We start from the raw sequence: 26,227 nt of genomic DNA on the forward strand, positions 1-26,227 counted from the left end.
GTTAAATATATTCAGCAAGAACAACAAGTCCGTAAACCCCTACAAATCAATCACAAAACTATGCCGTTTTAGGAAATCATTAACATTTTGAACAGAATTCCTATTCAAAGCTTTTAATAAGTACTTCGAGTATTTTAATTGCAGCCTCGCTAATTTTTGTGCCTGGCCCAAATACTGCTACGGCTCCGGCATCAAAAAGATACTGATAATCCTGCGCGGGTATAACCCCGCCTACAATTACCATAATATCTTCACGTCCATATTTTTTAAGCTCCTCTATAACTTGTGGCACCAGTGTTTTATGCCCTGCGGCTAAAGATGATACACCTAGAATGTGCACGTCATTTTCTACAGCCTGCTTAGCTGCCTCAGCAGGGGTTTGGAATAATGGGCCAATATCTACATCAAAACCTACATCGGCATAACCCGTAGCCACAACTTTAGCGCCACGGTCGTGCCCGTCCTGCCCCATCTTGGCAATCATTATACGCGGACGGCGGCCTTCCAGTGCCGAAAATTCGTCTGCCAGCCTACGGGCCTGTGCAAAGCTTTCGTCGTTTTTTATCTCTTTACTATACACACCGCTAAACGATTTTATTTGTGCCTTATACCTGCCGTAAACACTTTCCAGCGCATCGCTAATCTCTCCCAGCGTTGCCCTATGGCGTGCAGCATCTATCGCCAGTTCAAGCAAGTTACCTTCGCCACTTTTAGCCGCTGTAGTAAGCGCGTCAATACTTTCAGCAACCTTTTGACTATTTCGCGTGGCTTTAATATTCTCCAGGCGCTCTACCTGTTGGCGGCGCACCGTTTGATTATCTACTTCAAGTATTTGTAGCGGGTCTTCTTTTTTAAGGCGGTACTTGTTAACCCCTACAATTATATCCTGCCCACTGTCTATACGTGCCTGTTTTCGGGCAGCGGCTTCTTCTATTCTTAATTTAGGTATACCTGCCTCAATAGCCTTGGTCATGCCTCCCAGCTCTTCTACTTCTTCAATAAGTGTCCAGGCTTTTTTAGCAAGATCGCTGGTTATACTCTCAACATAATAACTGCCTGCCCACGGGTCTACCGTTTGGGTTATTTTAGTTTCTTCCTGTAAATATATCTGGGTATTGCGGGCTATACGTGCACTAAAATCTGTTGGCAGTGCAATAGCCTCATCCAGCGCATTAGTATGTAAAGACTGCGTTCCGCCAAAGGCAGCAGCGGCAGCTTCTATACAGGTACGCGCTACATTGTTAAAAGGATCCTGCTCTGTAAGGCTCCAGCCACTGGTTTGGCAATGGGTGCGCAGTGCAAGCGATTTTTCATCTTTAGGGTCAAACTGCTTTAAAAGCTTTGCCCAAAGCATACGCCCGGCACGCATCTTGGCTATCTCCATAAAATGGTTCATGCCAATGGCCCAGAAAAATGATAACCTGGGTGCAAACTCGTCAATCTTCATTCCCGCAGCAAGGCCGGTACGAATGTATTCAAGCCCGTCTGCAAGGGTATAAGCCAGTTCAATATCTGCCGTAGCACCCGCCTCCTGCATGTGGTAGCCCGAAATACTTATAGAGTTAAACTTCGGCATCTTTTTACTGGCGTAGTCAAAAATGTCGGCAATAATTTTCATCGAAGGTGCCGGCGGATAAATGTAGGTATTTCGCACCATAAACTCTTTAAGGATATCATTCTGGATGGTACCTGAAAGTTTTTCTGAGCTTACCCCCTGTTCCTCTGCTGCGACTATGTAGAATGCCATGATAGGCAATACAGCCCCGTTCATAGTCATAGAAACCGACATTTCATCAAGAGGTATCTGGTCAAAGAGCACCTTCATATCCTCTACGCTGTCTATGGCTACACCTGCCTTGCCTACATCGCCCACTACACGCTCATGATCGCTGTCATAACCGCGGTGTGTAGCCAGGTCAAACGCTACTGATAAACCTTTTTGTCCCGCGGCAAGATTGCGGCGGTAAAAGGCGTTACTCTCTTCTGCCGTACTAAAGCCAGCATACTGCCTAATAGTCCAGGGGCGGCGCACATACATAGTAGCATATGGCCCACGAAGGTTTGGCGCAAATCCTGCCCCAAAATCAAGATGCTCCAGATTTTCGGTATCTGCTTCGGTATAGGTTTGCTTAATAACAATTCCCTCTGCGGTTAAAAATTCCTGCTCAGGGTTTTGGCTGGTGAGACCATCTCCGGCAAAACCTTGTAATTTTATATGCTGGATATTTTTTCTCATAACGGTTGCTGTATATTTGCATTCTCACCTTCTAATCGCTCCTGCTCTGTCTTTTCAGCCAGCCTTTTTTCAATTATTGGCGTAACCAATGTCTTTCGCGGACTGATCTTTATAAACGGATACAGCTCTATGTCGCCTGCCATGCGGTCGTTTTTATTAGGGTACTTATTAGTACCCAGCAGTACCTCTTTACCACTGTCAAAAAGTTCCTGTTCTCTGGCGGCACTTTCCTGTATCTTGCGTTGAATGACTCCATCTTTAAGCTGCTTTAAAAAACCGCCATTAGATTCAAGGTCTTTTAATAAAATAAGTGCTTTATCTGCAAGCTGCTGTGTTAGTTCTTCAATATAGTAAGCACCATCTGCCGGATTGTTAACCGCATCAAAATAACTTTCGTTTTTTAATATCAGCAATTGGTTTCGGGCAATACGATCGGCAAACTCATTACTTTTATGATACAGTGCATCGTAGGGAAGATTAAAAACCGTATCTGCTCCCCCAAGTACAGCACTCATACACTCTGTAGTAGTACGCAGCATATTTACATTATAATCGTATAGTGTTTTATTGCGCTTAGAAGGCATTGCTATTATATGGCAGTCTAAACCATGACCGTATTCGGTAGCAATAAGTTTATAGATATGGCGCAGTGCCCTGAGCTTTGCTATCTCAAAAAAATAATTAGCCCCTACCGCTACCTGAAGTACCAGTGGCTGTACTAATTGCATACGGCTGAAATATTCTATTGCATGGCTAACGGTGTAGGCAATTTGCTGTACCATATTTCCCCCTGCATTTTGGTACAAGGTTGCATTTATACTTATAAAGCCAATATTTTTACATGAGGTTGCCATAGCACTCATCACCTCAAAATTATTGCCTCCGTCATGCCAGTTACCCTCTTTAGCTAAGTAGCCCACAGGATCTGTAAGCACATAATAAACAGCACTATTTTGCTGTGCAATAACATCAAGCTGTTTTACGAAATCGATTGAATAGAATTGCAAATAAAAATACGCCGGCACAGTTGCATCAAGATTTTGCAACAATGTTTTTATATCGGTATCTGCAGAAGGTATGGTAAACCTAATGGCCTCTGCACCACGCTGTAGTGTTGCCTGGGCACGCTGGGCGCTTTTTTCTACATCTTTAACATAAATTTCCTGGCCTATTTTAAAAGCAGCAGCCTGGGTTTGTATATCCAAACCGTCTTTAGCTTCATCAATATGATAAAAAGGTTTAACCTTTATACCTTCCGGACTTTCCCAAACCAGTGCTTCATTATAATCGGCACCTTTAAGCTCATACTGTATCTGTTGTTTCCAGAGCTTTGACGAAACGGGGCCAAATTCTTCAAAAAGGTTATCACTCATACGTCTAGTTTTTTAAAGCGCTGTAGAATCTTCCTCTTTGGGAGCATCCTCCTCAAAGTCGATTATATAAATATCTTCATCTTCACGCTTCATAAAATATTTTTCGCGTGCATATTTTTCGGTCTGGTCAGTATTTTTAAGTTGTTTTATACTGATGCTGTCTTTTTTAATTTCATCAATATAATACTGCTTGTTATCTTCCAGCTCCTGTATTTCTTTGTTAAGCACCTGTTGCTCAAAATACGAATAATTATCAAGAAAAATAAGCCATATACCCACAAAAATAAGTACCAGCACATACCTGCTTCCTAAAATTTTCAGGAAAGGATAACGGGATAACAAGTTTTTGAAGATTGGCATACTCAATTATAAATTACAAAAAACAAATATCAACTATCAAATTGGCAACTAAAATCAGCTGTTAACATCTTTAGCTTTCTCTATTATCGAAGAAAATATTTTCTTCAGTTCATCAGCTTCCATTATTAAGGCATTTATGGTGGATGTAAAATCCACATTCATTTCTCTGAGCAAAGAAAGCCAATAAATAGATTCTTTTGCTTCCTTCCTGCAAACTTTTAACCTATAATAAAAATCTTTCTTACTAAGAGATTCATTAGCTTCAATATAATTAGCTCCCACAGATCCTGAAGAGCGAACTAACTGTTTTGCGTCTTCATAAACAGCAATGGAACCTGGTAATTGCCTTATAAAAAACCTGCAATTGCGTGCAAATATAAATGTTCTTTGTTCTAAATCATATACTCTTGCTCCCATCCCCTCATTTGTTATTTGGAAATTGATGCTTAGATTTTTTATAAGATTTTTTGATTAATTACCGCCCTTACCACATCAATAGCCACCGTATTATACTTATCATTGGGGATAATAATATCTGCATACGCCTTTGTAGGTTCTATAAACTGCTCGTGCATGGGCTTAAGGGTACTTTGATAACGACTCAAAACCTCCTCCATATCGCGGCCGCGTTCTGCTATATCCCTCCTCATACGGCGAATAAGGCGCTCATCAGGATCAGCGTGTACAAATATCTTAATATCAAACAATTCACGCAGTTTAGGGTCAGAAAGTATCAGGATACCCTCTACAATCATTACTTTTCGCGGATGTGTAAGAATAGTATCGTCTGTACGGTTATGTGTAACAAAAGAATACACAGGCTGCTCTATAGCTTTGCCTTCCTTAAGTGCCTTAAGGTGCGAAAACAGTAACTCAAAATCTATAGCCCTTGGGTGGTCAAAGTTTATCTTTGCCCGGTCTTCGTAACTAAGGTTTGTAGTTTCGCGATAATAATGATCCTGCGACAGCACACCTACCTCTGTAAGCGGCAGCTGGTTCATAATCTGGTGTACTACAGTAGTTTTTCCGCTACCGGTACCACCGGCAATTCCTATAACAAGCATGTAATTAAATGTTATTTTATTTTGTGCAAAAATAGCAATTAAAGGTAGCTAACCGCTACCAAAATTGAATAAACTTAATTTTAATTATCCGTTTTATTATGTAAATTTATACCACACATTTAACTAACTATGGACATAAAAAAAGTTTTTGACAACAACCGCACCTGGATAGAAAAGCAACTGACTACCGATGCTGCTTATTTTGAAAACCTTGCAAAAGGGCAAACACCCGAAATTTTATACATAGGCTGCAGCGACAGCCGGGTAACTGCCGAAGAGCTTATGGGCATATCTCCGGGGGAAGCTTTTGTACACCGCAACATTGCAAACATGGTACCTAATACAGACCTTAATGTAATGTCGGTCATCAACTATGCTGTTAGCCACCTTAAGGTAAACCATGTTGTAGTATGCGGCCATTATAACTGTGGTGGTGTTAAAGCCGCTATGGAACAGACTGATCTGGGCATACTAAACCCATGGCTGCGCAACATTAGAGACGTGTACCGCCTGCACCGCAAAGAGCTTAATGACCTGACCGACGATACAGAACGGTACAACCGCCTTGTAGAACTAAACGTTCAGGAGCAGTGTATTAATGTTATTAAGACGGCTGAAGTACAAAAAGCAATTTCTGAAAGGGGGCTAACGGTACACGGATGGATATTCGACATACATAATGGTAGCCTTGTAGACCTTAAAATTGATTTTGAAACGGTTATAAAGAATATTGTAGATATTTATAAAATTGATTCTGAGTAAAAAGTATTTTACAAATCGATTTACAAATTATAGAAGCCCGGTTAATTCCGGGCTTCTGTCTATTTTAGGCTTTTTAAAATTGCATCCTTCACGGGTTGCTTTATTGTAAAATCGCGGTTATACAATAGCGGGTAATTAGTGCGCCCCCTTATGGGCCAGTCATTAAGCCATGAGTCGCCATCTGTTAGTCCCCAAAAGGTAATACGGTCAATACTGGCATCATATTTTACAAATAACCTGAAAAGGCTGCCATAGCGCGATGCCAGGCTATCTATAACATTAACCGGCAATCCTTTGACATACGGGTTATATTTTTCTGAATATTGGGCTGTGTTAGAAACATCTGCGGTATTTGTGGCACCGCCATCTGGCAATACATTAATATCCAACTCTGTAAAATTTACAGCTACGCCTGTAGCAGCAAAATCTATAATGGTTTTTTCTACGGTTGCTATATCGGGTTCGGCCAAGCTGTAATGTGCCTGTTCCCCTACGGCAGTTATTTTAATACCTTTACCTTTCAGGCTTTTAATTATCCTGACTGCACCTGCACGCTTTTCTGCCTTATATAAATTATAGTCGTTATAATACAATTCAGCTTCAGGGTCTGCCTTCTGAGCAAATTCAAAAGCTTTGGCTATAAAGTCTTCGCCTATTATCTTCAGCCACTTAGAATCTCGCAAAGTGCCGTCTTCATTCAACGCCTCGTTTACTACATCCCAACCTTTAATTTTACCCTTATACCTGCCCACAACAGTATTTATATGTTCTTCAAGCCTTGTAAGCAACGCTTCGCGGGTTAACGGTTTGCCTTTATAATCTTCAAAAACCCAGTCCGGCGTTTGCGAATGCCATACCAAAGTATGCCCAATGGTGAACATATTATTTTGGGTACCAAAGTTTACGTAGGCATCGGCAGCAGTAAAATCATATACCTCAGGCTTTGGGTGTATCTTTTCCCACTTAAGGTCGTTCTCAGGGCTCAGGCTGTTAAAATGTTGTTTTATGATGTTTTGGCCTGTTGCATCTTTTCCAACGGCCTGTTGCCTGTTAACTGCTACACCAATATAAAATTTATCTTTAAAAGCAGTTTTAATTACCCGAGGTTCATTCTCGCTTTGCTGAACTACACTTTTACAACTAACCAAAATTGAACCTGCAAAGGTCAACGCTACTACAATCTTAAAACAATTTGCCATTTTACCTATCTTAATAATTACTTATTGTAAAAACGACTACAAGTATAGCGATAAATTTTCAGTTTCATTTATATTGCCTTAAAAAGCCATATAAAAAAGCAAGACACTGATACAAAATGTACCAGTGCCCGCCAATTTAAAATACCAAACCAAATTTCTATTTTAATCTCTCAAAATTGTTTTTTCTATTTCTTCTAATGATTTGCCTTTTGTTTCCGGCATCACTTTTAATACGAAGAATATCTGTAATCCCATAGCTACGGCAAAAAATGCGAAAGCATAAAAACCGCCATCATTAAGTTCTGCCACCATAGGGAATGACCATGTTAATGCCGCTGCCCAAAACCAGTGTGTAAGGCTGCCCAGCGCCTGTCCCTTAGCCCGTACTGCAGTAGGGAATATCTCTGACAGGAATACCCATATTACCGCACCGTGCGAAAAGGCAAAGAATGCAATAAAACCTACTAGGTAAATGAGTAATGAATATCCTTCGAAATCATGCTTATAAAATGAAAATGCTGTTAGTGCCAGTGATACCGTCATGCCAATTGAACCAATAAGCATCAACGTTTTTCGGCCAAACCTGTCGATAAAAAACATGGCTACTACAGTAAAGACCAAATTGGTAACTCCTATCATGGCTACCTGCAATAGTGCCGTATTTTTCTCAAGCCCGGTCATTTCAAAAATACGCGGTGCATAATACATAATGGCGTTAATACCCGAAAACTGATTTAGTGTAGCGAACACAACCGCTAATAATATAGCAAAACGATATTTTTTAGTAAACAGCTTTTCATTAGCCGAATGGTGCTGCGAGGCCGCATTTTCCCTGATCTCCCTTGTTACCGTGGCTGCATCTGCAAAGCCAATTTCGTTCATAACCTGTATCGCTTTGGCATCCTGCTGCTTTAGCAAAAGCCATCTTGGGCTCTCAGGTATAAGGAACAACAAAACAAAGAACAGTACAGACGGTATTACCTGTACACCCAGCATCCAGCGCCAGGCCTCATTGGTAATATAAAGGTTGATGATATAATTTGAAAAGAAAGCCAGTAATATGCCCAGTACTATATTAAACTGAAACATAGCTACCAGCCTGCCACGTTGCTTAGCCGGGGCAATTTCTGATATATACATAGGCCCTATAACGGATGAAGCCCCTACACCAAGCCCACCCACAAACCTAAAGAACAGCAGCATGTACCATGACGATGCAAAAGCACTGCCCAAGGCCGATATGATATAAAGTGTTGCTAAAAACTGAAGGCTTTTTTTACGGCCATATTTATCTGCCGGACGCCCGCAAATAATGGTACCGATAATTGTACCTATTAAAGCTATAGAGTTTGTAAAGCCCAGCCAGAATCCGTCCAGGTTGTATACTTGTTTAATGGTTTGTTCAGCGCCGGAAATTACGGCAGTATCAAAACCAAACAAAAGCCCTCCAAGTGAGGCAATAAGTGCTATTTTGAGGAGCTTTGCATTCATCTTAAAGCGTGTTATTAAGTTTCAGCACCTTAGTGTTATCAACACCTTCTTTTGCATCATCAAGCATGGCAAGCGCATAGGCATACGCCCCTAAGCATACTGCCCTGCTGGTACCCAGACGCGAAAGACCCACGATTAATTTCTTCTCTGTATGGTAAGATATTTCTTTATCGCTAAAGGGCACTTTAACCACATGGCTTTCCCAGTTAAGGAAGTCGTTATAAGAAGCCTCATCTTCCATGCTGTAAACTTTAGATACCAGCCTCGGTATTTTATCGCCCTTTAGGTTTTCGATATGCCCGTTAAGATGCTCTACTATAGTAGGAATTATAAGTTCTGAAGCACCTGAAATTCCACCACCTACAACAATAGCCCCGTCGATTAGCGTAATGGCATTCGCCAGAGATTCGCCTATCATGTGCGCCATTTCTTCAAACGCAGCTATTGCAGCCTGCTTATCGCCATTTGACTGCCCTGTTGCTATAAAATATATCTCCTGCGGTGAGCGTGTTTCAGCATCGCCCGATAAATCTTTATAAACCCGTTGTACAGCGCGTATACTCACACTCTCTTCAACAAGCAGGTTGGTGTTTTTAAAATCACGCATCAGCCATATTTCTGCTGCTGCAGAGTTATCACCTTCAAACAAACGCTGATTGCTTACAATACCGCCACCATAGCCAGTACCCAGTGTAATGCCAAAAAGGTTACGGTATTCTTTATCCGCACCGTTATCTTTCAGGTCGCTGTTAAGTGTTGGCAGCATACCGGCAATAGCTTCGCCATAAGTAAACAGGTCGCCGTCATTATTTATATATGTTGGAATGCCAAATATTTCTTCAAGCATCGGTCCCAAGGCAACACCTCCGCGAAAACACGGAAGGTTTATAAGGTCGCCTATTATACCTTTTTTATAGTCAGACGGGCCGGGGAAAGCAAAACTAATGGCTTCTGCACGCTGTGGTGCTATAGCAGCATTAACCTGCTCAAAGCCTTCGATTATTACTTTCAGGCATTTTTCAAGGTCATCGCAATTAGACGGGAGTGTAATGGGGTTTACAATCTCCTCCCCTTTTTGTAATGCCGAAAACACAAAATTAGTGCCTCCCGCATCAAGGGTTAATACTATCCTCTTATCATTAAATACATCTATTCTTTCCATCTTCTTTTAATCCAAAAAAATTCGTTCACAATATTAGAAAAAAAAGTGCTAAATCGTTTTATCAAATCTAAATATTTACAAAAATAAATTTTACAGTACGAATTATTAGGTTATTCAACTAAAACCCTGATTTTATCAACTGTATCTTTTAGCCCCACTTTGTTGCCAAAAAAGTCTGCCTCCAGACTGTATAGTGTAGGGCTGTAAGCGTTTATCTCTGTAAAAATTTTCCACTTATTCCATTTATCGTCATAGTCTTTTATGTAAGACCGTAATTGTTCATAATCTGTTTTACCCCGGTAGTTTTGCTCATAATAGCGCAGCAACACGTTCCAGGCAGCTGCAAAAAAGCTGTATTTCAGGAAGCCATATTCGCACGAAGCTTTTAAAAACGTTGTCTCCTCAGCATTTGCAAACAGTATTTTACCTGACAGCAGCCTGATCTCATTCCATATTGATGCGGCTTCTTCTTTTTCAGCCAAATAAGCATCAACCTTATTTTGCTCTACGATATGCTTAAAACTACTTTCAAGAAAATGAAGCCCAAAAGCCTTATCATCGCGCGTCCAGTTTATAAATACATTACCCATGGCACTGTAATTACCTTTAAAAACACCATCTGCCGAAAGCAGGCATAGCTTATGGAAATCATCTACCTGAGTCTCCGGCACACCCTTCATTTTGCAAAAGCCCTTAAAAATGTCTTTCTCTGTCTTTGCAGGATGCTTTGCCCATTGTGCCATTACATACGCATTAAGTTCCGGCCATAATTCATATTTGGTATATGGCCCACCCCATCCGCCACCGCGAGACCACGTCCATACGCCTGCAAACAAGCCCGACTTTTTGAACTCGTTTAGGCACTGGGGTGATGGCAAATTTTCAAGCTCTTTAAAACGGTCTATTACACCTTTTGCAATATAATTAGGGTGCGATGCCTTGCCTTCATATTCGCGCTGGCACTGTACCTCTACTATCTGCTTATGTTTGCCAATACCCAGGCAGGGGTTAAAAGGCACACCATATTTGCTTGCCTCGTCTATCCAAAAACTATCAAAACTACCCCAGGCAGGCCTGTTGCTGTCCACGCCCATGCGCCAAAAATCAACAATGGTGTGCTTTATAGAAAAATATAAATTATCATGTGCGGACACCTGATTCGTAACCTCTAAATAATGTTTGGGCAACGGGTGAAACCTGCTGATGTCCCACGTGCGGTAAAACAGTTTTTTGTTTCGCTGCACGCATACCACTTCCCTTAAAATGTTTAGCAACACTACATGATCAGCAAGCCCGTTAACTACTGGACTGCCTCCTGTATGGTGCGGGGCGTCCTGCAAATAGGTTTCTCCCGTACGGATTACCAGCCCATCTAGTTGCGGATAGGTATCAAACATTTGCTCCAGTAAGCTTTTAACGGCCTGTTGTGTAAAGGGTTTGGTAATGTCTATTTTACCGGCACTGTTGCACATTTCTGTTTTGTGCTTCTCAACCAATGCAGTTGGAAAAACCAACATATCCAGCATACAATACACACTTAGCCCGACCTGTTTTGTTTTGTTGTATTCACGGTTAAGGATCGCTTTCTTTTCAGCAATCCACTTTTCTCCATCAGAATCTGTTGGAAAAACAGCCCTGTCTAATGTGTTCCAGTCTATACCAAACTGCGCTGCTTCAAAAAGAAAAAACACTTTAGCTCCATAACCATAGGACTTTAAAAAAGCAGGATCTGTAAATTTAGATTCTGTTTTAGTCTCGCCGGGATTATGGTGTACCATGTCAAGCAAAAAGAGATCCTCCTTAACGATTGCATCTTCTATAAAAGATGACTCACCCGCAAAAACCACCGATGGCATTACAAGCAGCCCGGCACCGGCAATTGCTGAGTTTTTAATAAAGTCTCTCCTTTTATTATCCATTTGTTCCTTTACATTATAAAGTCACTGTGTCGCCTTCCTGCCAGCTGCTGTATTTAATACCGGTTTTTGTAACCAGTCCTATACGGTAGCGTGGGGCTATTTTGCGCTTTCCTTCCGCCTGTTTAACTTTTACACTAACCTTACCTGCTTTTACTTTTCCTTCGAATTTAATAAGTACAAAATCACCGGTTTTATAACCAAAGCCGTCTTTTGCATCATCGTAAAACTCGCCATAAACATTCCCTTTTTCATCAGGGTTTAAAAGCAGTGTAATTTCTTTTGGAGCATATTCTTCGGTACTCTGAACCACATTACCAAGTGGCACTATAGCCCCCGGCCTTATCTTTACAATAGCCTGCTGTCCATCATCGGTATCTTCAAAAGGTACGTTTACCCAGTTGCCCTGCGGAAGCTGTGTCTTTTCTGCCCATCGCGGAATAACCAAAAGGTCGCCACCTAAAAGGAATGCCTGGTCTTCGCTGCGCAAAGCCTTGTTTTTAGTATCTGCAAAGAATACCGGCCTCATTACCGGCATGCCCGATTGTGATGCCTCCCTGAATAAAGTGTACAGGTAAGGTAAAAGGCGGTAACGCCTGTTTATGGCGTTTCTTGATATATTTTCTACTTCAGTACCATAAGCCCACGGCTCCTGCGCTGCTGAACCAGTTGTGGTATGGTTCCTGCAAAACGGATAGTAAGCACCCACAGCAATCCACTGGCTAAAAAGTTTAGCATCGCAGTCGCCATCAAAACCACCTATATCCGGGCCGCTAAATGGCTGCCCTGATAACCCAAGATTAATCGACATGGGTATGGACGTTTTTAAATAATCAAACTTTGACGCATTATCACCCGTCCAGGTTGCAGCGTAGCGCTGTCCTCCTATAAAGTTTGACCTCGACAGTACAAACGGTCGCTTGTCAGGATTTGCGGCCAGTATACCTTCACGCGTTGCCTTTACCATCATCATCCCAAAAATATTGTGGTAACGCAGGTGAGGCCCTGCAGCAAGCCCATCGCCGCCTGTATGTTTATTATCTGCCGGCATAGAGCCGTCCGGGCCGTTAAAGACAGATGGTTCGTTCATGTCGTTCCACACACCGTCTATGCCCAGCGCCATAAAATCTTTATATAAGCCAGACCACCAAGTCCTGGTTTTAGGATTTGTAAAATCAGGGAATACACAGGCTTCAGGCCATACTTTGCCTACAAAAGGCTGTCCGTTCTTGTCAGCTACCCAATGGTTACCGGCCTGTCCCTGGTCATATACTTTATATCCTGCTTCTTTTTTTACCCCGGGATCTATCATATAAACAGATTTAACCGATTTACTGTGCAGGTACTTGTTAAGCCCTTTAGGGTCGGCATAGCCGTTAGAATCAAACGTAAATATCTTGAAGTTATCCATATAATTAATATCCATCCAGATAACATCCAGCGGGATCTTCTTTGACCTGAAATTATCTGCAATTTCCTGAACCTGCCCTTGTGGATAGTATGAAAAGCGCGACTGCTGGTAGCCCAGTGCCCACATTGGAGGTAACTCCAGCGTACCGGTAAGCTGGGCAAGCGCCTTTACAACTTCCTGTGGTGATTTCTTTTCGATCACAATAACCCTGAATGCCGGGCCTTCGCTAACTATACTTATTGGCTGGGTTAGTTTAACTTCCTGTTTCCAGGTATTATCGGCAAGTATGCCAAAGGCACTGCCGTCTGCACGAACGCCCAGTATCCAGGGATGTGATTGATATAAGCGGTCTCCATTATGCTGGAGATAAAGCCCGTTATCTGTATTCCAAAGTGTTATATTTTTATCATTGCGCCTCAGGCTTCCGGTTACCTCACCGGTACCATAAAGGTCTGTACCTTCATCATAACGCATTTCCATAATGCTTTTACCACCAGACAGCTTAAACTGCGGTATCATCTTCCAGCTTTTTGGCAATGTCCCTTTATTATCTAAAGGATGAATTACAGCTACAGAAGGCAACGTTTGCGCCGCATCAAAATTTGGCGGGTAAAAAACAGCAATATCTTTTTCAACCAAATATGATTCCTGTGCCTGTACATTTATAAAAGCAGCAGTAACCATTATGGTAATGAACACTTTGATATATTTCATAAACAAAAAATTAAAAAAATAAAGGGGTTCAGGAAACCCAAAACCATCCCCCCATTAAAAAATAAAAAACTAAAGCCCTATCAGGTCATACGGTACCCTTATACCTTTAATCCTGTAATAATAAGGATCAAGGTAAGCACCTGAGCAATTGCTCTGTCCGCAAGCTTCATAATTTACACTAAAGCTTAGTAAGAGCTCATTGTGATTATTGTCAGAATGTGGATGTATGATTACTGTATAATATTTTGTTGCTTTACCATTCAGGTAATCTGTTATCTGGTATACCAGTTTTTTTGGTGTCCATGGCCCGGTAGGGGTACTTGCTGTAGATATGTATACCTTGCCCCTGTCCTGGTCGCAAAAGAACCCTTGGTTTACCGTCATTAGAACATATTTACCGTTTACTTTCTCTACACTGTTATTGGCAAGGCCAGTAAATACAGATCCCGTACTACCTGTAGGTTGCTGTGCAACCCAGGAGCTACCATTCCAGAACGACCATGTATTGGGGTCATTTTCAGGAAACCTTGCTACGTGCATATAACTTTCATAACCAAAGTTAAAACCTTCGGGCTGGTAGGCATATACATAACCGTCACCTCCTTTTACCCATCCAGATGCACCGGTAACACCGGCAGGAGTGCGCCTTTCTACATTCCATGCCGTTCCGCTATTCTGGGTAAGCACATACATAGCACTCTGGTTGTTACTTAGTCCCTGCCCCTCGCCGGCGTACATATACACCTTATCGCCTATTTCTACACCCGTTCCCGGCCATATCCAGTCGTTGCCCGGAGTATCGTCAAACATAAGGCGTGGATGCGCCGTTGCCTGCGTATTAGTCATGTTTACGGTATGCGTAGGATCCCAGTCTGTAGCGCTTGGCTGTATCAGGATAGAGTTATTGTAACTAAAGAACTGCCCGCACGGAAACATGGCATTATCTCTAAGTGAAGCACCATCATAAGAATCTTCTGTAACCCAAAGTACTTTTCCTGCATTAGGCCCCCATGTAAGCGGGATGCTGTTACCCTGATCAAAAGCAACAGAACCCATGTAGGTTTCATTACGCTCAAAGAAGTTGTTGAAAACGTCATCTTTATACGCTTCATTTTGTATGGGAACTAAAGTCCAGCTTTGAGTATCCTCGGTAGATTCGGCTGTTTGTATCGCTTTAGCCACCGCCCCTATTTGTGTCGCCGGAAGATCAGTAAGTACAAGACCATTCGCTTTATTGATAAATTTATAGCTGCCGTTTACTTTCTCAGCTTTCCACAATTCAAGGTTTTCATTTACCGGAGTTGGGTTGTAACCTACCTGCAATATCTGTGCACCTGCCGTGTTAGTGTTATCTCCTGAAGGCGCAGTTATAAACTTTCCCGAAAACATATTCCTTATTTTGTAATACTTAATATCATTTGTAGTAGCATGATAAATTACATGCCACTTCTGGTATTTTTTAAGCCCTGCTACATGGTCTGAATTTGGTGTTTCCAGTATGATTTTAGCAGCATCCCAGTATTTATTATTATACAGGGTATCGCCCTCTATACTCAGGTTTTTTTGTGATGCCACACTCTTAATAATGTATGCGCCATAATCAGAAAGATTAGCATCTACTACGTTAAACTCTACCTCCCATTGCTTTTGCTCTCCCGATGCTGCAGTTACCGTATAAGTTACAGTACGGTTAACAGAAATATCAATAGGCTCGCCTGAAGCCGGAGAAATAGTAGCATCGGTAGATAATACAATTACAGGAACTATAGCGGTAAGGTTAGCCGAGGCTTCTACTTTTACAACGATCTTACCCGGATCTGAATTTCCGTTGATAAGCTCTGTGCCCACCTGTCCCTGCTCCAGCTTAAAGCTTTTTATCATCCTGCCTGGATTTGGCGGTGCTATATAATCATCTTCCTGGCAGGCAACCACCAATATAAGCATACTTAAAAGCACGCTGAATAGTGTAACTATTTTTTTCATATCCGGTATATTTTTAAGTTGGTTATTTTTTATTATCTGCTACTACAACAGCCACCCTTGAGTCAGCACAGCCATAGTACAGGTACCATTTGTTTTTAAACAATACAAGCCCTTCTATAAACACCGTGCCTGCGGGGTATTGTCCGCTTTTTTCGAAAGAAGCTTCCGGTACAAGAAACGGCTGGTCAAGACGGTCTAAAAGTTTTGTAGGGTCGTCTTTACTAAAAAGTGCCTGCCCTGCACAGTAACTGTTTTCTGTATAGTTTTTATCGCCATCGGCACCCGCAAGGTTTTTACCGTTATACATAAGTACAATGCCGTCTTTAGTAAGTACCGCAGGTGGGCCACACTCAGTAAGCTGGCTGTCAAAATAGCCTTTGCGCGGTGTCATCAGTTCTACCAGTTCGCCATTTTTATCTGTTTGTGGCTCCCAGTTTATTAGGTCTGTAGAAGTTGCCAGGTTTACACCTTTTTCTCCCCAATACATTAAATACTTGCCATTAATCTTTGTAATAACCATTTTGCCATTGACAATTTTTGTTACTACCGAAGCTGACTTACTGAATACATCTTTAAACTTGCCATTATAGGCTTTGCTAAATGCCGGGCCGTGTTTGGTCCAGTTTACAAGGTTTTTAGAAGTAGCTACGCCAAGGCGCGGTACTTTTTTATTCCATTGTGTATACATCATTACATAGGTTCCATCTTCGGTTACGGCAACACGTGGGTCTTCGCAGCCTCCCGGCCACTCAAACTCTTTCTGGCTGTCGTTACCCGGAAATACAACGGGTCTTGAGCGTCTTTTCATGCTAAAGCCATCGGCTGTAGCTGCAAGGCCAATGCGTGATGTACGTTCGCCTATGCCGGTACCCGATTTATCTTCGGCACGGTACAGTACATAAATGCTGTCTCCCAGTACTGCTGCCGCAGGATTAAAGACATCGTTAGATTCCCAAGCGATGTCTTTTTTATTAAGGTCTGAATAAAAGGTAGTATTTTGCAACGGAGCCAGTACCGGGTTTACACCATCAGGCCTTTTAAAGCCTGTAATAGCCCAGCTTTTGGCAGCTTGCACAGTTGTTTCGGGAGCAACCGCAAGCGTATTTTGGGCAACAGTATTTTCCTGTACCGCTTGTTTACAGCTGTATAGCGCAGCAACCGACGAAAATACCAAGCCTGTATATAATATATTTCTAAATTTCATGTCTTTACATTATTTTGAATCGAAAGATGGTGGGGTTGCCGTTTTGCCCCACGCCTTATTTGGCGTAGCCGAAAGATCAAACCTTAGTTTACCGCCTTTAGCCAGTTCGCTAAGGGGTATCCAGGTGTTGTTATACTTTTTACCGTTCCATTCAAGCGAATTGATAAAGGGCTTAGCCTCACCCTCATTACCACCAAGAATGGTAAGAGTTTTACCGCCCTGCAAGGCAATTTCTATTTTAGTAAAAGACGGGCTGGTTATAGAAAACCCGCCTACAGCAGGAACTACCGGAAACAGGCCTACGTTTGCAAATACATAAAATGCACCCATAGCACCCAGGTCATCATTACCCGGCAGGCCGCTGTCACGGTTAGAATACTGTTCTGCAATGATTCTTTTTACAAGGCTTTGTGTTTTATAAGGTGTATTCGTCCAGTTATATACCCACGGCACCTGAAAATCAGGTTCGTTACCGGCCGCAAACCATTCGTCATTGTAATCAGCATTTAGTTTTGTAAAGAACTCGTCAAGGCGCTGCTCTGCAAACTGTTTACCACCTATGGTATCGATTAGCTTACCAAGATTGTGCGGCACCATCCAGAAGTAATTTTTATAACTCGCCTCACGCATATCATCGGTAAGCGGTTTCCAGCTGCCATCGGCATTACGCGATTGTAGCCATTTGGTTTTAGGGTTATAAAGGTTTTTCCATTTTTGAGATTCCTTAAGATATTTGGTATACAACGCATTATCTTTAAGTGCCTGCTTTGCAAATTGGGCAATCGCAAAATCTGCCGAGTTATATTCCAGGCTCATAGAAGCCGGGGCATATCCTTTTTCAAGGTATTGCGCTACAAACGGACGTGTTTCTTCTTTTTGCGATTTAGTACCGGGTACTTCTGCACCACGGCGCATAATTTCAAGCGCTTTTTTCAGGTCAAAATCTTTCGCCCCAAAAGCATAGGCATTAGCTACCAGTACCGATGTAGGGTCGCCCTGCATGATACCGGTTTCAATATTTGCCAGTACCCAGCGCGGCCATCCGCCACCAGACTGTTCTGCAAACGCAATAAGCGATTTTACCATATCGCCAGCCTCTTTTGGGGCAAGCATGGCTACAAGTTGTATTTGTGTACGGTAAGTGTCCCAGTTACTAAAAGCAGTATAATAATTAAAGCCTTCTGCCTTGTGCACTTTAAAATCGGCGCCCATGTACTGGCCGTTAACATCGTTAAACACACCCGGATGGGTAAATGTATGGTACAGGCCGGTATAAAATTCTGTTATATGGCCTTTGTCTGCACCCTCTACTTTTACTTTGCTTAGCTGTGTATCCCAGGCTTGCATGGCTTTGTTTTTTGTCTTCTCAAAATCCCATCCGGCATTTTCTGCTTTCAGGTTTTCTTTCGCATTTTCGAGAGATACATACGAAATACCTATTTTGTATGTAACGGTTTTACCCCCTGAAACATCAAACGTAAAATAAGTTCCTGAGTTTTGCCCTGAGGCTTCGGCAGCTTTTTTAAGTGATGCTTTTTCCCAAACGCCTGTTTCAAGTGCATCTGCACTAAACTCACCTGCAAAATAAACCATGTAAGGTGTATCGTAACCACAGAATGATCCGCCATCGGCATAGCCTTCGAACGACCTTTTACCCGTTACTTTTACATTTGCTTTTTTTATTACCCCGGCATTTATACCCGTACCAACTATAACAGTTCCCTTGCTTTCTGAAGCAGGAAAACTGAATTTAGCCATACCGGTTCTTTGTGTTACGGTAAACTCTCCTGTTATGCCACTGTTTTCTATAAGTGCCTTATAGTACCCTGCAACTGCTTTTTGGGTTTTGATAACCGTGCCCGGTTGCAGCATATCATCCGGCGATTTTTGCAAAGTACCCGGCAACGCTAATGTTGGGCAGTTGCCCATATGCTCGCAACCTGCACCGCTGTACTGGTTTATTACAAAGCCTTTATTAGGTGCAAAAAATGTAGGCGTAAACTGAGCCATACCAAAGGGATACATGGCTCCCGGAAACGTATATCCTGCTTCCAGGTACTGTTCGCTTACGTCATGCCCTTTACCTTTGTTACCAATTTCGGTATTAACCAGTTCGGCATATTTTACCTGGGCTGCCGGCTTGGTTACATTTTTATTCTTTTGGGCATACGCAACTGACGAGAATAAAAGTACACCTGCAAGCAGTGCGGCACTACCTAACGATTTATGATAAAACCTTTTAGCAAATTGTGTATGATGCGTTATAAATAATTTCATTGATGGATGTTTATTGTTTGGCAGATACTGAATATGGACTGTCTGAAGGTGCTATACCGCGCGACGTGTTAGGCTTGTTTCCCATTTTAAGTACAAGCGTACCGCCACTGTTAATATCGCCATACGTAATATAGTTTTTTGTATACTCTTTACCGTTTAACGTTGCCGACTGTATGTACACATTTTCTTTACTGTTACCGTCTGCTACTATGGTAAACGTTTTACCGTTTTCCATTTTTACAGAAGCTTTGTCAAACACCGGGCTTCCCAGTACATACTGGTCGGTTCCCGGGCAAACACTGTAAATACCCAGTGAGCTTAGCACATACCATGATGACATACCTCCCTGGTCTTCATCGCCGGGATATCCTTTTTCTGTAGCGTTGTATAACTGGCCGGTAATTTTTCTTGACCAGTATTGCGACTTCCAGGGTTGTGCCACATAGTTATATAGGTAAGCTGCGTGCTGTACCGGCTGGTTGCCATGGGCATACTGCCCCATTTTGGCAAGTTCCATTTCCCTCATTTCATGTATCACCGTACCGTAGCTTCCTACGTCATATACGGGTTCCATACTAAAAAAGGTATCCAGTTTGTTTGCAAATTTATCTTTCCCGCCCATAAGGGTTACAAGGCCACTTACATCATGAAATACAGACCAGCCGTATTGCCATGAGTTACCTTCGGTAAAAGGGTTGCCCCACGCCAGTGGTTTAAAATCTTCCCTCCACTCACCATTTTGCTTTTTGCCACGCATAAAGCCAACCTCAGGATCGTAGATATTTTTATAATTGTACATCTGCCTTTCAAAAACTTTCATATAATGCTCATTCCCTACCGCTTTTGCCAGTTGGTAACCGCACCAGTCATCATAAGCATACTCCAGCGTTTTGGCGGCGCTTTCACCAGCCAATTCCATAGGTATGTAACCCAGTTCAAACCATTCTTTATGGCCTTCCCTGCCGTTAGAACCACCCCACGGGCCTTTGTTGCTCACTTCATGATAGTATGCCTCAAGCGCTTTATTGGCATCAAAGCCTTTAACTCCTTTTACCCATGCATCTGTTAATAAAGATATAGCGTGGTTACCTATCATAATGCCAGACATACCCGGGCAAGACCACGTAGGCAGCCAGCCGCTTTGTTCTTGGGCATCAAGTAACGATTGCATATAACGCCCCTGCATTGTAGGGTGCAATATATTGCTCAAAGGAAACTGCGCCCTGAAGGTATCCCAAAAGCCATTATCGGTAAACATATAACCATCGTGTACTTTACCATCATAAGGACTAAAGTAGTACGGTTTGCCTTCTTTACTAATTTCATAGAAAGAATGCGAAAACAGGTTAGCCCTGAAAAGACACGAATAAAAGGTAGCCTTATCTTCTTCCGATTTTGTTTCTACCACAACCCTGTTAAAAAGTGCATTCCAGGCATCTTTAGCAGCCCTGGTAGTCTGCTCCAGCTTTTTGTCGCGCCCAAGTTCTTTTTTCATGGTAACAGCCGCCTGCTCTGCGCTTATGTAAGACGATGCAATCTTTACCTGTACAACAGCACCTTCTTCAAATTCAAGATAGGCGCCCTTACCATCACCTTCGGCAGATTGCTGCCCGCTTTGTATGGTGTTGGTTTTGTTCTCCCAGGTACCGTAGCTTTTAAAAGGCTTATCAAACGTAATTTCGAAATAGCACTTAAAATTGCCCGGTATCAGCAGGCCATTATGTACCCAACCTGTTATCTTTTTTTCTTTGGCGTTTATCTGCACACTACTCTGCTTGATGTAACCATCTAACACGAGGTATGATTTTTTCCCTTTCGGGAAGCTAAACTTCATATGCCCGCCACGGGTTACCGGAGAAATTTCGGTATTGATGCCGTTATCAAATTTTACCTGGTAGTAGTAAGGCTTAGCCGTTTCGTTACTGTGGCTGAATTTTGAAGCACGTTCTTCCTCGTTTACCACAAGGTTGCCGCTAACTGGAAACAGCGAAAAAACAGCATAGTCATTTACCCACGGGCTACACTGGTGCACCTGCTGAAAACCACGAATTTTATCGGCCTGGTACTGGTATTTCCATCCGTCGCCGCTTTTACCGGTCTGAGCCGAAAAAGCATGCACCGGAAATGGCATGGCTACCGTTGGGTAGGTATTGCCATAACTAAGGTCCGGGGTTGAAAATGTACCCTGCAGGGTATTAACATATTGTACCAGGTCTTTGTTTTGGGCACTGCCATAAAAAAGGCCTAATAAGAAAACGGATATAGTATATAATTTTTTCATGCACTAATTTAAAATCCTATTTGAACACCCAGGCTCACTACCCTCTGGTTAAGGTATGAATCTCCGGAAGTGTTAGAACTGATCTCAGGGTCTTGCTGGTATTTTGTATAGCTCGTCCAGGTAGCAAGGTTATAAGCATTAGCATAGAACCTGCCGCTGTTAACGCCCATTGGCAACCAGGAGTTAGGGAACTGGTACGACACTTCGAGTGTTTTTAAACGCAGGTACCACGCATTGATAAGCCAGAAATTAGACATATAGTTTGACGGGCTATTAACCGTGTTAGGGTTCGTAGTCAGTCTTGGAAACTCTGCTGAAGCTGCATTATCCGGTGTCCAGCGGTCTAAATGTAATGGCTGGAACTGGCTCTGGAACGGCTCTATACCTTTACCCACTACGCTAAAGCTGTAATCATACGATCCCTGAAAAAGTACCCTCGCAGTAAAGCCTTTGTAAGTAAGCCCCAAATTAATACCATAGGTTGTAGTAGGTAAGTTTGGCTTACCAATAGCTCCTTTATCAAAATCGTTAATAACGCCATCGCCATTAAGGTCTTTATACTTAAGGTCGCCTGCCTGTACCGGTACATTTGGTGTTGGTACATTATTATTAGGGTTACTATCGTTATTAGCAGCTATATCTGCCTCACTGTAAAAACCTGTATATGTATACCCAAACGGCTGTCCTATAGAGTGGCCTGTCTGTTGTAAATATGGATATGTTTTTTGCGCTTCTGCCATATACAATATCTTATTCTTAGCATACGAGAACGTAAAGTTAGAATTAAACTCCAGATCCTTAGCTACTTTTGTATGATATGTAACCTGAAGTTCATAACCTTTATTTTGTGTTTTTGCCACGTTACTTGGCGATACACCCACACCCAGTATAAGCGGTATATCCTGACGGGTTACCAACTGGTCGTACCTTACGTTATGGAAAAACTCTGCTGTTAAAGACAGGCTGTTGAAAAGGTTCACATCTAAACCAAGATCAAACTTACGCTCCTTTTCCCAGGTTACATTGTTGTTACCCAGGTCACCTTCATATACTGTAGGGTAGCCGCTGTAACCAAAGTTATAACCTCCACCGCTCTGGTAAACCTGCTGGTACAGGTACCTGCTGCCGCTTGTAGCATCTGACCCTACAAGCCCGTAAGATCCTCTTATTTTTAACAGTTGTACAAAAGAGAATTTGTTTTTAAAGAAATCTTCTTCAGATATGGCATAACCGGCACCCAGTGCAGGAAAGAAGCCAAAACGCTTACTTGCCTGAAACCTGTCTGTACCATTATATGCAGCATTAAAATCTACCATGTATTTATCTTTAAAGTCATAGTGGAATTTACCTGTGTAGCCTTTAAAGTTTGCCGGTACGCCAGATAATGCTGCTGTACTCTGCCTGTTGTACAACAAGGTGCTGTTAAAATGATGGTCTTCGTTAAAATCTCTTTCGTAGTTTAAGAAACCCTGAAGTGTAAGACCGTGGCTTGATGTATTTTGACCTCCGGTTACATAATACGATCCGTAAGCATAGTTACCACGGGGGTCTATATTGTAGCTGTCATTAACAGGGTTGTAATGATAAGTAGGGAAAGCATCCCTTATTACACTACGCTGCGTTTCATCAATACTCGAATAAGAGAACCTTACAATAGCAGAAAGCCCTTTTATGTAGTCTCCAAAATCCTGTTTGGCATCAAATAAAATATTAGAGTCTGTTCTGTTAATGCGGTCATAACCGCCGTTAGCCAATCGTGCGTTGATGGTAGGCAGGTTGCCTGTAGTATCATAGGCGTAAGCATACGACCCATCAGGATTTAAGAATGGAGCAGAGTACGGGTGTATTTTAGTCCAGTCATATATCTCTCCTACCACATTTTGGTTATGAGGCTGGTTAATGTTAGAAAAACGCGAACTCATGTCTAACCTGAATGATAAAGTCTTGGTTACGTTATAATCAAGGTTAGAACGGAAGTTGTACCTCCTGTAAAAATAGTTGTTGTTGATATCATCATCTTTACCTGCAAAATCTCTTACAAGGCCGTTTTGCGAAAAGGCACCACCGGTAATAAAGTACTTAAGGTTTTTAGAACCTCCGGATATGTCTACGTTAGCATTTTGCTGATACGCCACATCTTTAAATATCCTGTTGTACCAGTCTACATCCGGGTGTCCGTAAGGATCTGTACCATCTTTAAACAACTGAAGGTCGCGTTCGCTAAATGGCACCTGAAGGCCATCGTTTCTATACGCTTCATTAACGAGTGTAGCGGTTTGGTACGACCTAAGGAATTTAGGTGTCCTTACAGGATTTTGAAGGCCCGATTCCATCCTGAAGTTTACACGAGGCTTACCTTCGGCTCCCCTCCTTGTTTTTACCACAAGTACACCGTTAGCACCTTTAACACCGTAGATAGCTGTTGTAGAAGCATCTTTAAGTATAGAGATACTCTCTATCTCGTTCATGTTTATTTGCTGTAGCTGATCGTAAGAATACTCAATATCATCTACAATGATAAGTGGCCTGTTACCATCGCTGTTTAGCGAGCTTACCCCACGGATGTAAAAATCTGCGGCATCGCGTCCCGGCTGGCCTGAGCGCTGCTGGCTAAAGAAGCCCGGAAGCCTGCCCGCAAGGGCATTTTGTACCGATGATGTAGGTGTATACTTAATTTCCTCAGCTTTTATCGAACTTACAGATCCGGTGTTGGTAATCCTTTTTGTTTTACCATACCCTACTACAATAACTTCGTTTAGCGAGGCTACATCTACCGTCATAGATACGTCGATGTGTTTTTTATTGCCTACTTCTATATTCTGGGTTATAAAACCGATGTAAGAAAACTGTAAAACATCTTTAGAGCCGGCACTTATCCTAAACTCTCCCTTATCATCTGTAATGGTACCTGTATTTTTGCCCTTTACAATAACGTTTACCCCAAAGAGGGCCTCTCCGTCAGAAGACAGCACCTTACCTTTAACTTCAGACTGCTGGGCAAATGAAAGTACAGGGATAAGCAGTAATAACATTAATATATTTCTCATAATAAATAGTCTTTTTACCATACTTTTAAAATTACCAGCCCGGGTTTTGTACCATGTTGCCATTTTTAACCACCTCACTATAAGGTATAGGATACAGGTATCGTGCTTCGTTAAAAGTTGTGGATCTTACTGTTATAGTATTGTAGTTTTTAGTGCCCCCTACCTGCACGATTTGCAGGCCTCTTACCGGCTGAGAATATACTGCCTGTGCAGTTTTCCACCTCCTGATATCCCAGTAGCGCTGTTCTTCAAAAGCCATTTCTATACGCCTTTCGGTATGTATAGCTTCGCGCATCTGGTCTTTGCTCATACCAGCGGTAAGGCCGTAAAGATTGTTAGTACCCGCTTGTATACCCGCACGTGCACGCAGCTGTGTAAGCACCTGATATACCTCATTAGTAGGACCGCCAAACTCATTTTCGGCTTCGGCAAAATTCAGCAGTATTTCAGCATACCTGAACATGATCCAGTTGTGCCTTGTATCCTGGTAATCATCTGTATCTTCAAAACGCCCCATAAACTTGCGCATATAATAGCTTGTTTTGGTCTTTTGTATTGCAGCATTAGGGTTGTCCTTACCTCCCACATAGGTTTGCACCGTAGTATTAAGCCATCTTGATCCATCATGAAAAACGGTATAGTTTAACCTCGGGTCCCTGTTTGCATATTGGTCAGCAACGCTGTATGTATACGCCGATGTAGCATCAGTTATAGCTTTACCGTCTAACATTGGGAACGCCTCTACTAAATTTTGAGAAGGGCTTGTCCTGCCACGAGAATCGTTTGGTGTGGCATAACCTATAGGCGCATGTGCCTTTTCAAGGTCTTTGTTCCTGCCACCCTGCCTAAAGAAGATTACCTCAGGGCTACCATCAGTAATAAAAGCATCTACAAAATTTGGCTGTAAGCTGTAGCCGGTTTGCGTGCTAATAAAGTCACGCGCTGCATCGGCAGCCCTTTTCCAACGGTCCTGGCTATTATCTGTATAACCTGTAAATTCATTGCCCGATGCAATGTTACCTCCATTAAACAATGGGCTGGCAGCATACAACAACACCCTGCTTTTTAGAGCTAGTGCAGCGCCTTTTGTAACAACATGGGCATCGGCCTGTGCGTTAGGTATAGGTATTACCCTTAGGCTGTCTTTTATAGCATCAAGCTCTCCAACAATGTACTCTACACATTCAGAAAAACTTTTTCTTGGCAGTTCAATATCATCTTCAAGATCCATAACTTCATTGCCTACTACCGGCACACCACCATATCTTTTTATAAGTTCAAAATAATGTAACGCCCTTATAAATTTAGCCTCGGCTTTCCAGGCACGGTTCATGGGCTGGTTATCGTTAAAGGTGAACTTTAACGGCACACGGTCTATGCCCCTTATAAAAATGTTTACACGCCTTATGGCACTATAATTTGTACCCCAGGTCATATCTGTTGCTATGCGCGTCATTGAGGTAAAGTTACCCGCTGCCAGGTTATCTACATCTGTCTGCCCAAGTGATGATGATATGGCATCATCTGTAGCTGCATCAAGATAATCTCCGCCTACCCTGTTTATACCATTTGGCATAGTAGAGTAGATGGCATTAAGAAATTCTTTTGCCTTAGAACCTATTGAGTCGGTCCTTGAAAACACAAGGTCTTCTGTAAACTGTTCTACCGGCACGGTTTCATAGTCGCTCGTACACGAAAATATACCGCATACTAAAGCTAACAGGCTTATATATAATATCTTTTTCAT

General features: G+C 42.3%; 17 protein-coding genes. 1 reads left to right on the forward strand and 16 read right to left on the reverse strand.

Translation table 11 applies throughout. From position 1 onward, the window contains the following. Positions 1 to 100 precede the first annotated feature (100 nt). From scpA to udk, 5 genes are read right to left on the reverse strand one after another with little or no spacing between them, the layout of a single operon-like run. Entirely contained in the window at positions 101 to 2,236 is a 2,136-nt protein-coding gene (gene scpA, locus DYH63_RS12935; RefSeq protein WP_116789206.1) for a methylmalonyl-CoA mutase, read from the reverse strand. Next, positions 2,233 to 3,609 carry a methylmalonyl-CoA mutase subunit beta gene (locus DYH63_RS12940; RefSeq protein WP_116789207.1) on the reverse strand — a complete coding sequence of 459 codons (1,377 nt, stop codon included), beginning with the start codon at positions 3,607 to 3,609 and terminating at the stop codon, positions 2,233 to 2,235. Before DYH63_RS12940 ends, scpA begins: the two co-directional genes overlap by 4 nt. A 12-nt stretch (positions 3,610 to 3,621) precedes the next feature. Beyond that, complete coding sequence (locus DYH63_RS12945; protein WP_116789208.1) at positions 3,622 to 3,969, reverse strand: FtsB family cell division protein; 348 nt, start codon at positions 3,967 to 3,969, stop codon at positions 3,622 to 3,624. Between the two features lie 54 nt (positions 3,970 to 4,023). Continuing rightward, the gene (locus DYH63_RS12950; protein ID WP_116789209.1) at positions 4,024 to 4,386 is read right to left on the reverse strand and encodes a four helix bundle protein; all 363 of its coding nucleotides are present in this window, start codon (positions 4,384 to 4,386) and stop codon (positions 4,024 to 4,026) included. A gap of 38 nt (positions 4,387 to 4,424) precedes the next feature. After that, the gene (gene udk, locus DYH63_RS12955) at positions 4,425 to 5,033 is read right to left on the reverse strand and encodes a uridine kinase (RefSeq protein WP_116789210.1); all 609 of its coding nucleotides are present in this window, start codon (positions 5,031 to 5,033) and stop codon (positions 4,425 to 4,427) included. Positions 5,034 to 5,162: 129 nt separating this feature from the next. Between udk and DYH63_RS12960 the strand changes: the two genes are divergently transcribed. After that, complete coding sequence (locus DYH63_RS12960; protein WP_116789211.1) at positions 5,163 to 5,795, forward strand: carbonic anhydrase; 633 nt, start codon at positions 5,163 to 5,165, stop codon at positions 5,793 to 5,795. A gap of 59 nt (positions 5,796 to 5,854) precedes the next feature. On the opposite strand, the gene DYH63_RS12965 is transcribed toward DYH63_RS12960, so the two are convergent. The 11 genes from DYH63_RS12965 to DYH63_RS13015 all read right to left on the reverse strand — a co-directional run bounded on the left by DYH63_RS12965 (position 5,855) and on the right by DYH63_RS13015 (position 26,227). Further along, entirely contained in the window at positions 5,855 to 6,994 is a 1,140-nt protein-coding gene (locus tag DYH63_RS12965; protein ID WP_116789212.1) for an endo-1,4-beta-xylanase, read from the reverse strand. A gap of 162 nt (positions 6,995 to 7,156) precedes the next feature. Further along, positions 7,157 to 8,485, reverse strand: coding sequence for a sugar porter family MFS transporter (locus DYH63_RS12970; protein ID WP_116789213.1), 1,329 nt, complete (start codon positions 8,483 to 8,485; stop codon positions 7,157 to 7,159). Between the two features lies 1 nt (position 8,486). Beyond that, on the reverse strand, positions 8,487 to 9,647 hold the full coding sequence (locus tag DYH63_RS12975) for an ROK family protein (RefSeq protein WP_205528247.1): 1,161 nt from the start codon (positions 9,645 to 9,647) through the stop codon (positions 8,487 to 8,489). Between the two features lie 110 nt (positions 9,648 to 9,757). After that, positions 9,758 to 11,566 (reverse strand): twin-arginine translocation signal domain-containing protein, encoded by a 1,809-nt coding sequence (locus DYH63_RS12980; protein ID WP_162927026.1) that lies wholly within the window; start codon positions 11,564 to 11,566, stop codon positions 9,758 to 9,760. A 13-nt stretch (positions 11,567 to 11,579) separates the two neighbouring features. Beyond that, positions 11,580 to 13,688, reverse strand: coding sequence for a TIM-barrel domain-containing protein (locus DYH63_RS12985; RefSeq protein WP_116789214.1), 2,109 nt, complete (start codon positions 13,686 to 13,688; stop codon positions 11,580 to 11,582). A gap of 69 nt (positions 13,689 to 13,757) precedes the next feature. Further along, entirely contained in the window at positions 13,758 to 15,671 is a 1,914-nt protein-coding gene (locus DYH63_RS12990) for a DUF5005 domain-containing protein (RefSeq protein ID WP_116789215.1), read from the reverse strand. A gap of 22 nt (positions 15,672 to 15,693) precedes the next feature. Beyond that, positions 15,694 to 16,875 carry a beta-1,2-mannosidase gene (locus tag DYH63_RS12995; RefSeq protein ID WP_116789216.1) on the reverse strand — a complete coding sequence of 394 codons (1,182 nt, stop codon included), beginning with the start codon at positions 16,873 to 16,875 and terminating at the stop codon, positions 15,694 to 15,696. A gap of 9 nt (positions 16,876 to 16,884) precedes the next feature. Further along, positions 16,885 to 19,152, reverse strand: coding sequence for a GH92 family glycosyl hydrolase (locus DYH63_RS13000; protein ID WP_116789217.1), 2,268 nt, complete (start codon positions 19,150 to 19,152; stop codon positions 16,885 to 16,887). A gap of 10 nt (positions 19,153 to 19,162) precedes the next feature. Then, positions 19,163 to 21,433, reverse strand: coding sequence for a GH92 family glycosyl hydrolase (locus DYH63_RS13005; RefSeq protein WP_116789218.1), 2,271 nt, complete (start codon positions 21,431 to 21,433; stop codon positions 19,163 to 19,165). An 8-nt stretch (positions 21,434 to 21,441) separates the two neighbouring features. After that, the gene (locus tag DYH63_RS13010) at positions 21,442 to 24,480 is read right to left on the reverse strand and encodes a SusC/RagA family TonB-linked outer membrane protein (protein WP_116790831.1); all 3,039 of its coding nucleotides are present in this window, start codon (positions 24,478 to 24,480) and stop codon (positions 21,442 to 21,444) included. Between the two features lie 31 nt (positions 24,481 to 24,511). Next, entirely contained in the window at positions 24,512 to 26,227 is a 1,716-nt protein-coding gene (locus tag DYH63_RS13015) for a RagB/SusD family nutrient uptake outer membrane protein (RefSeq protein ID WP_116789219.1), read from the reverse strand.

Source organism: Flavobacterium psychrotrophum (assembly GCF_003403075.1).
Taxonomy (GTDB): Bacteria; Bacteroidota; Bacteroidia; order Flavobacteriales; family Flavobacteriaceae; genus Flavobacterium; species Flavobacterium psychrotrophum.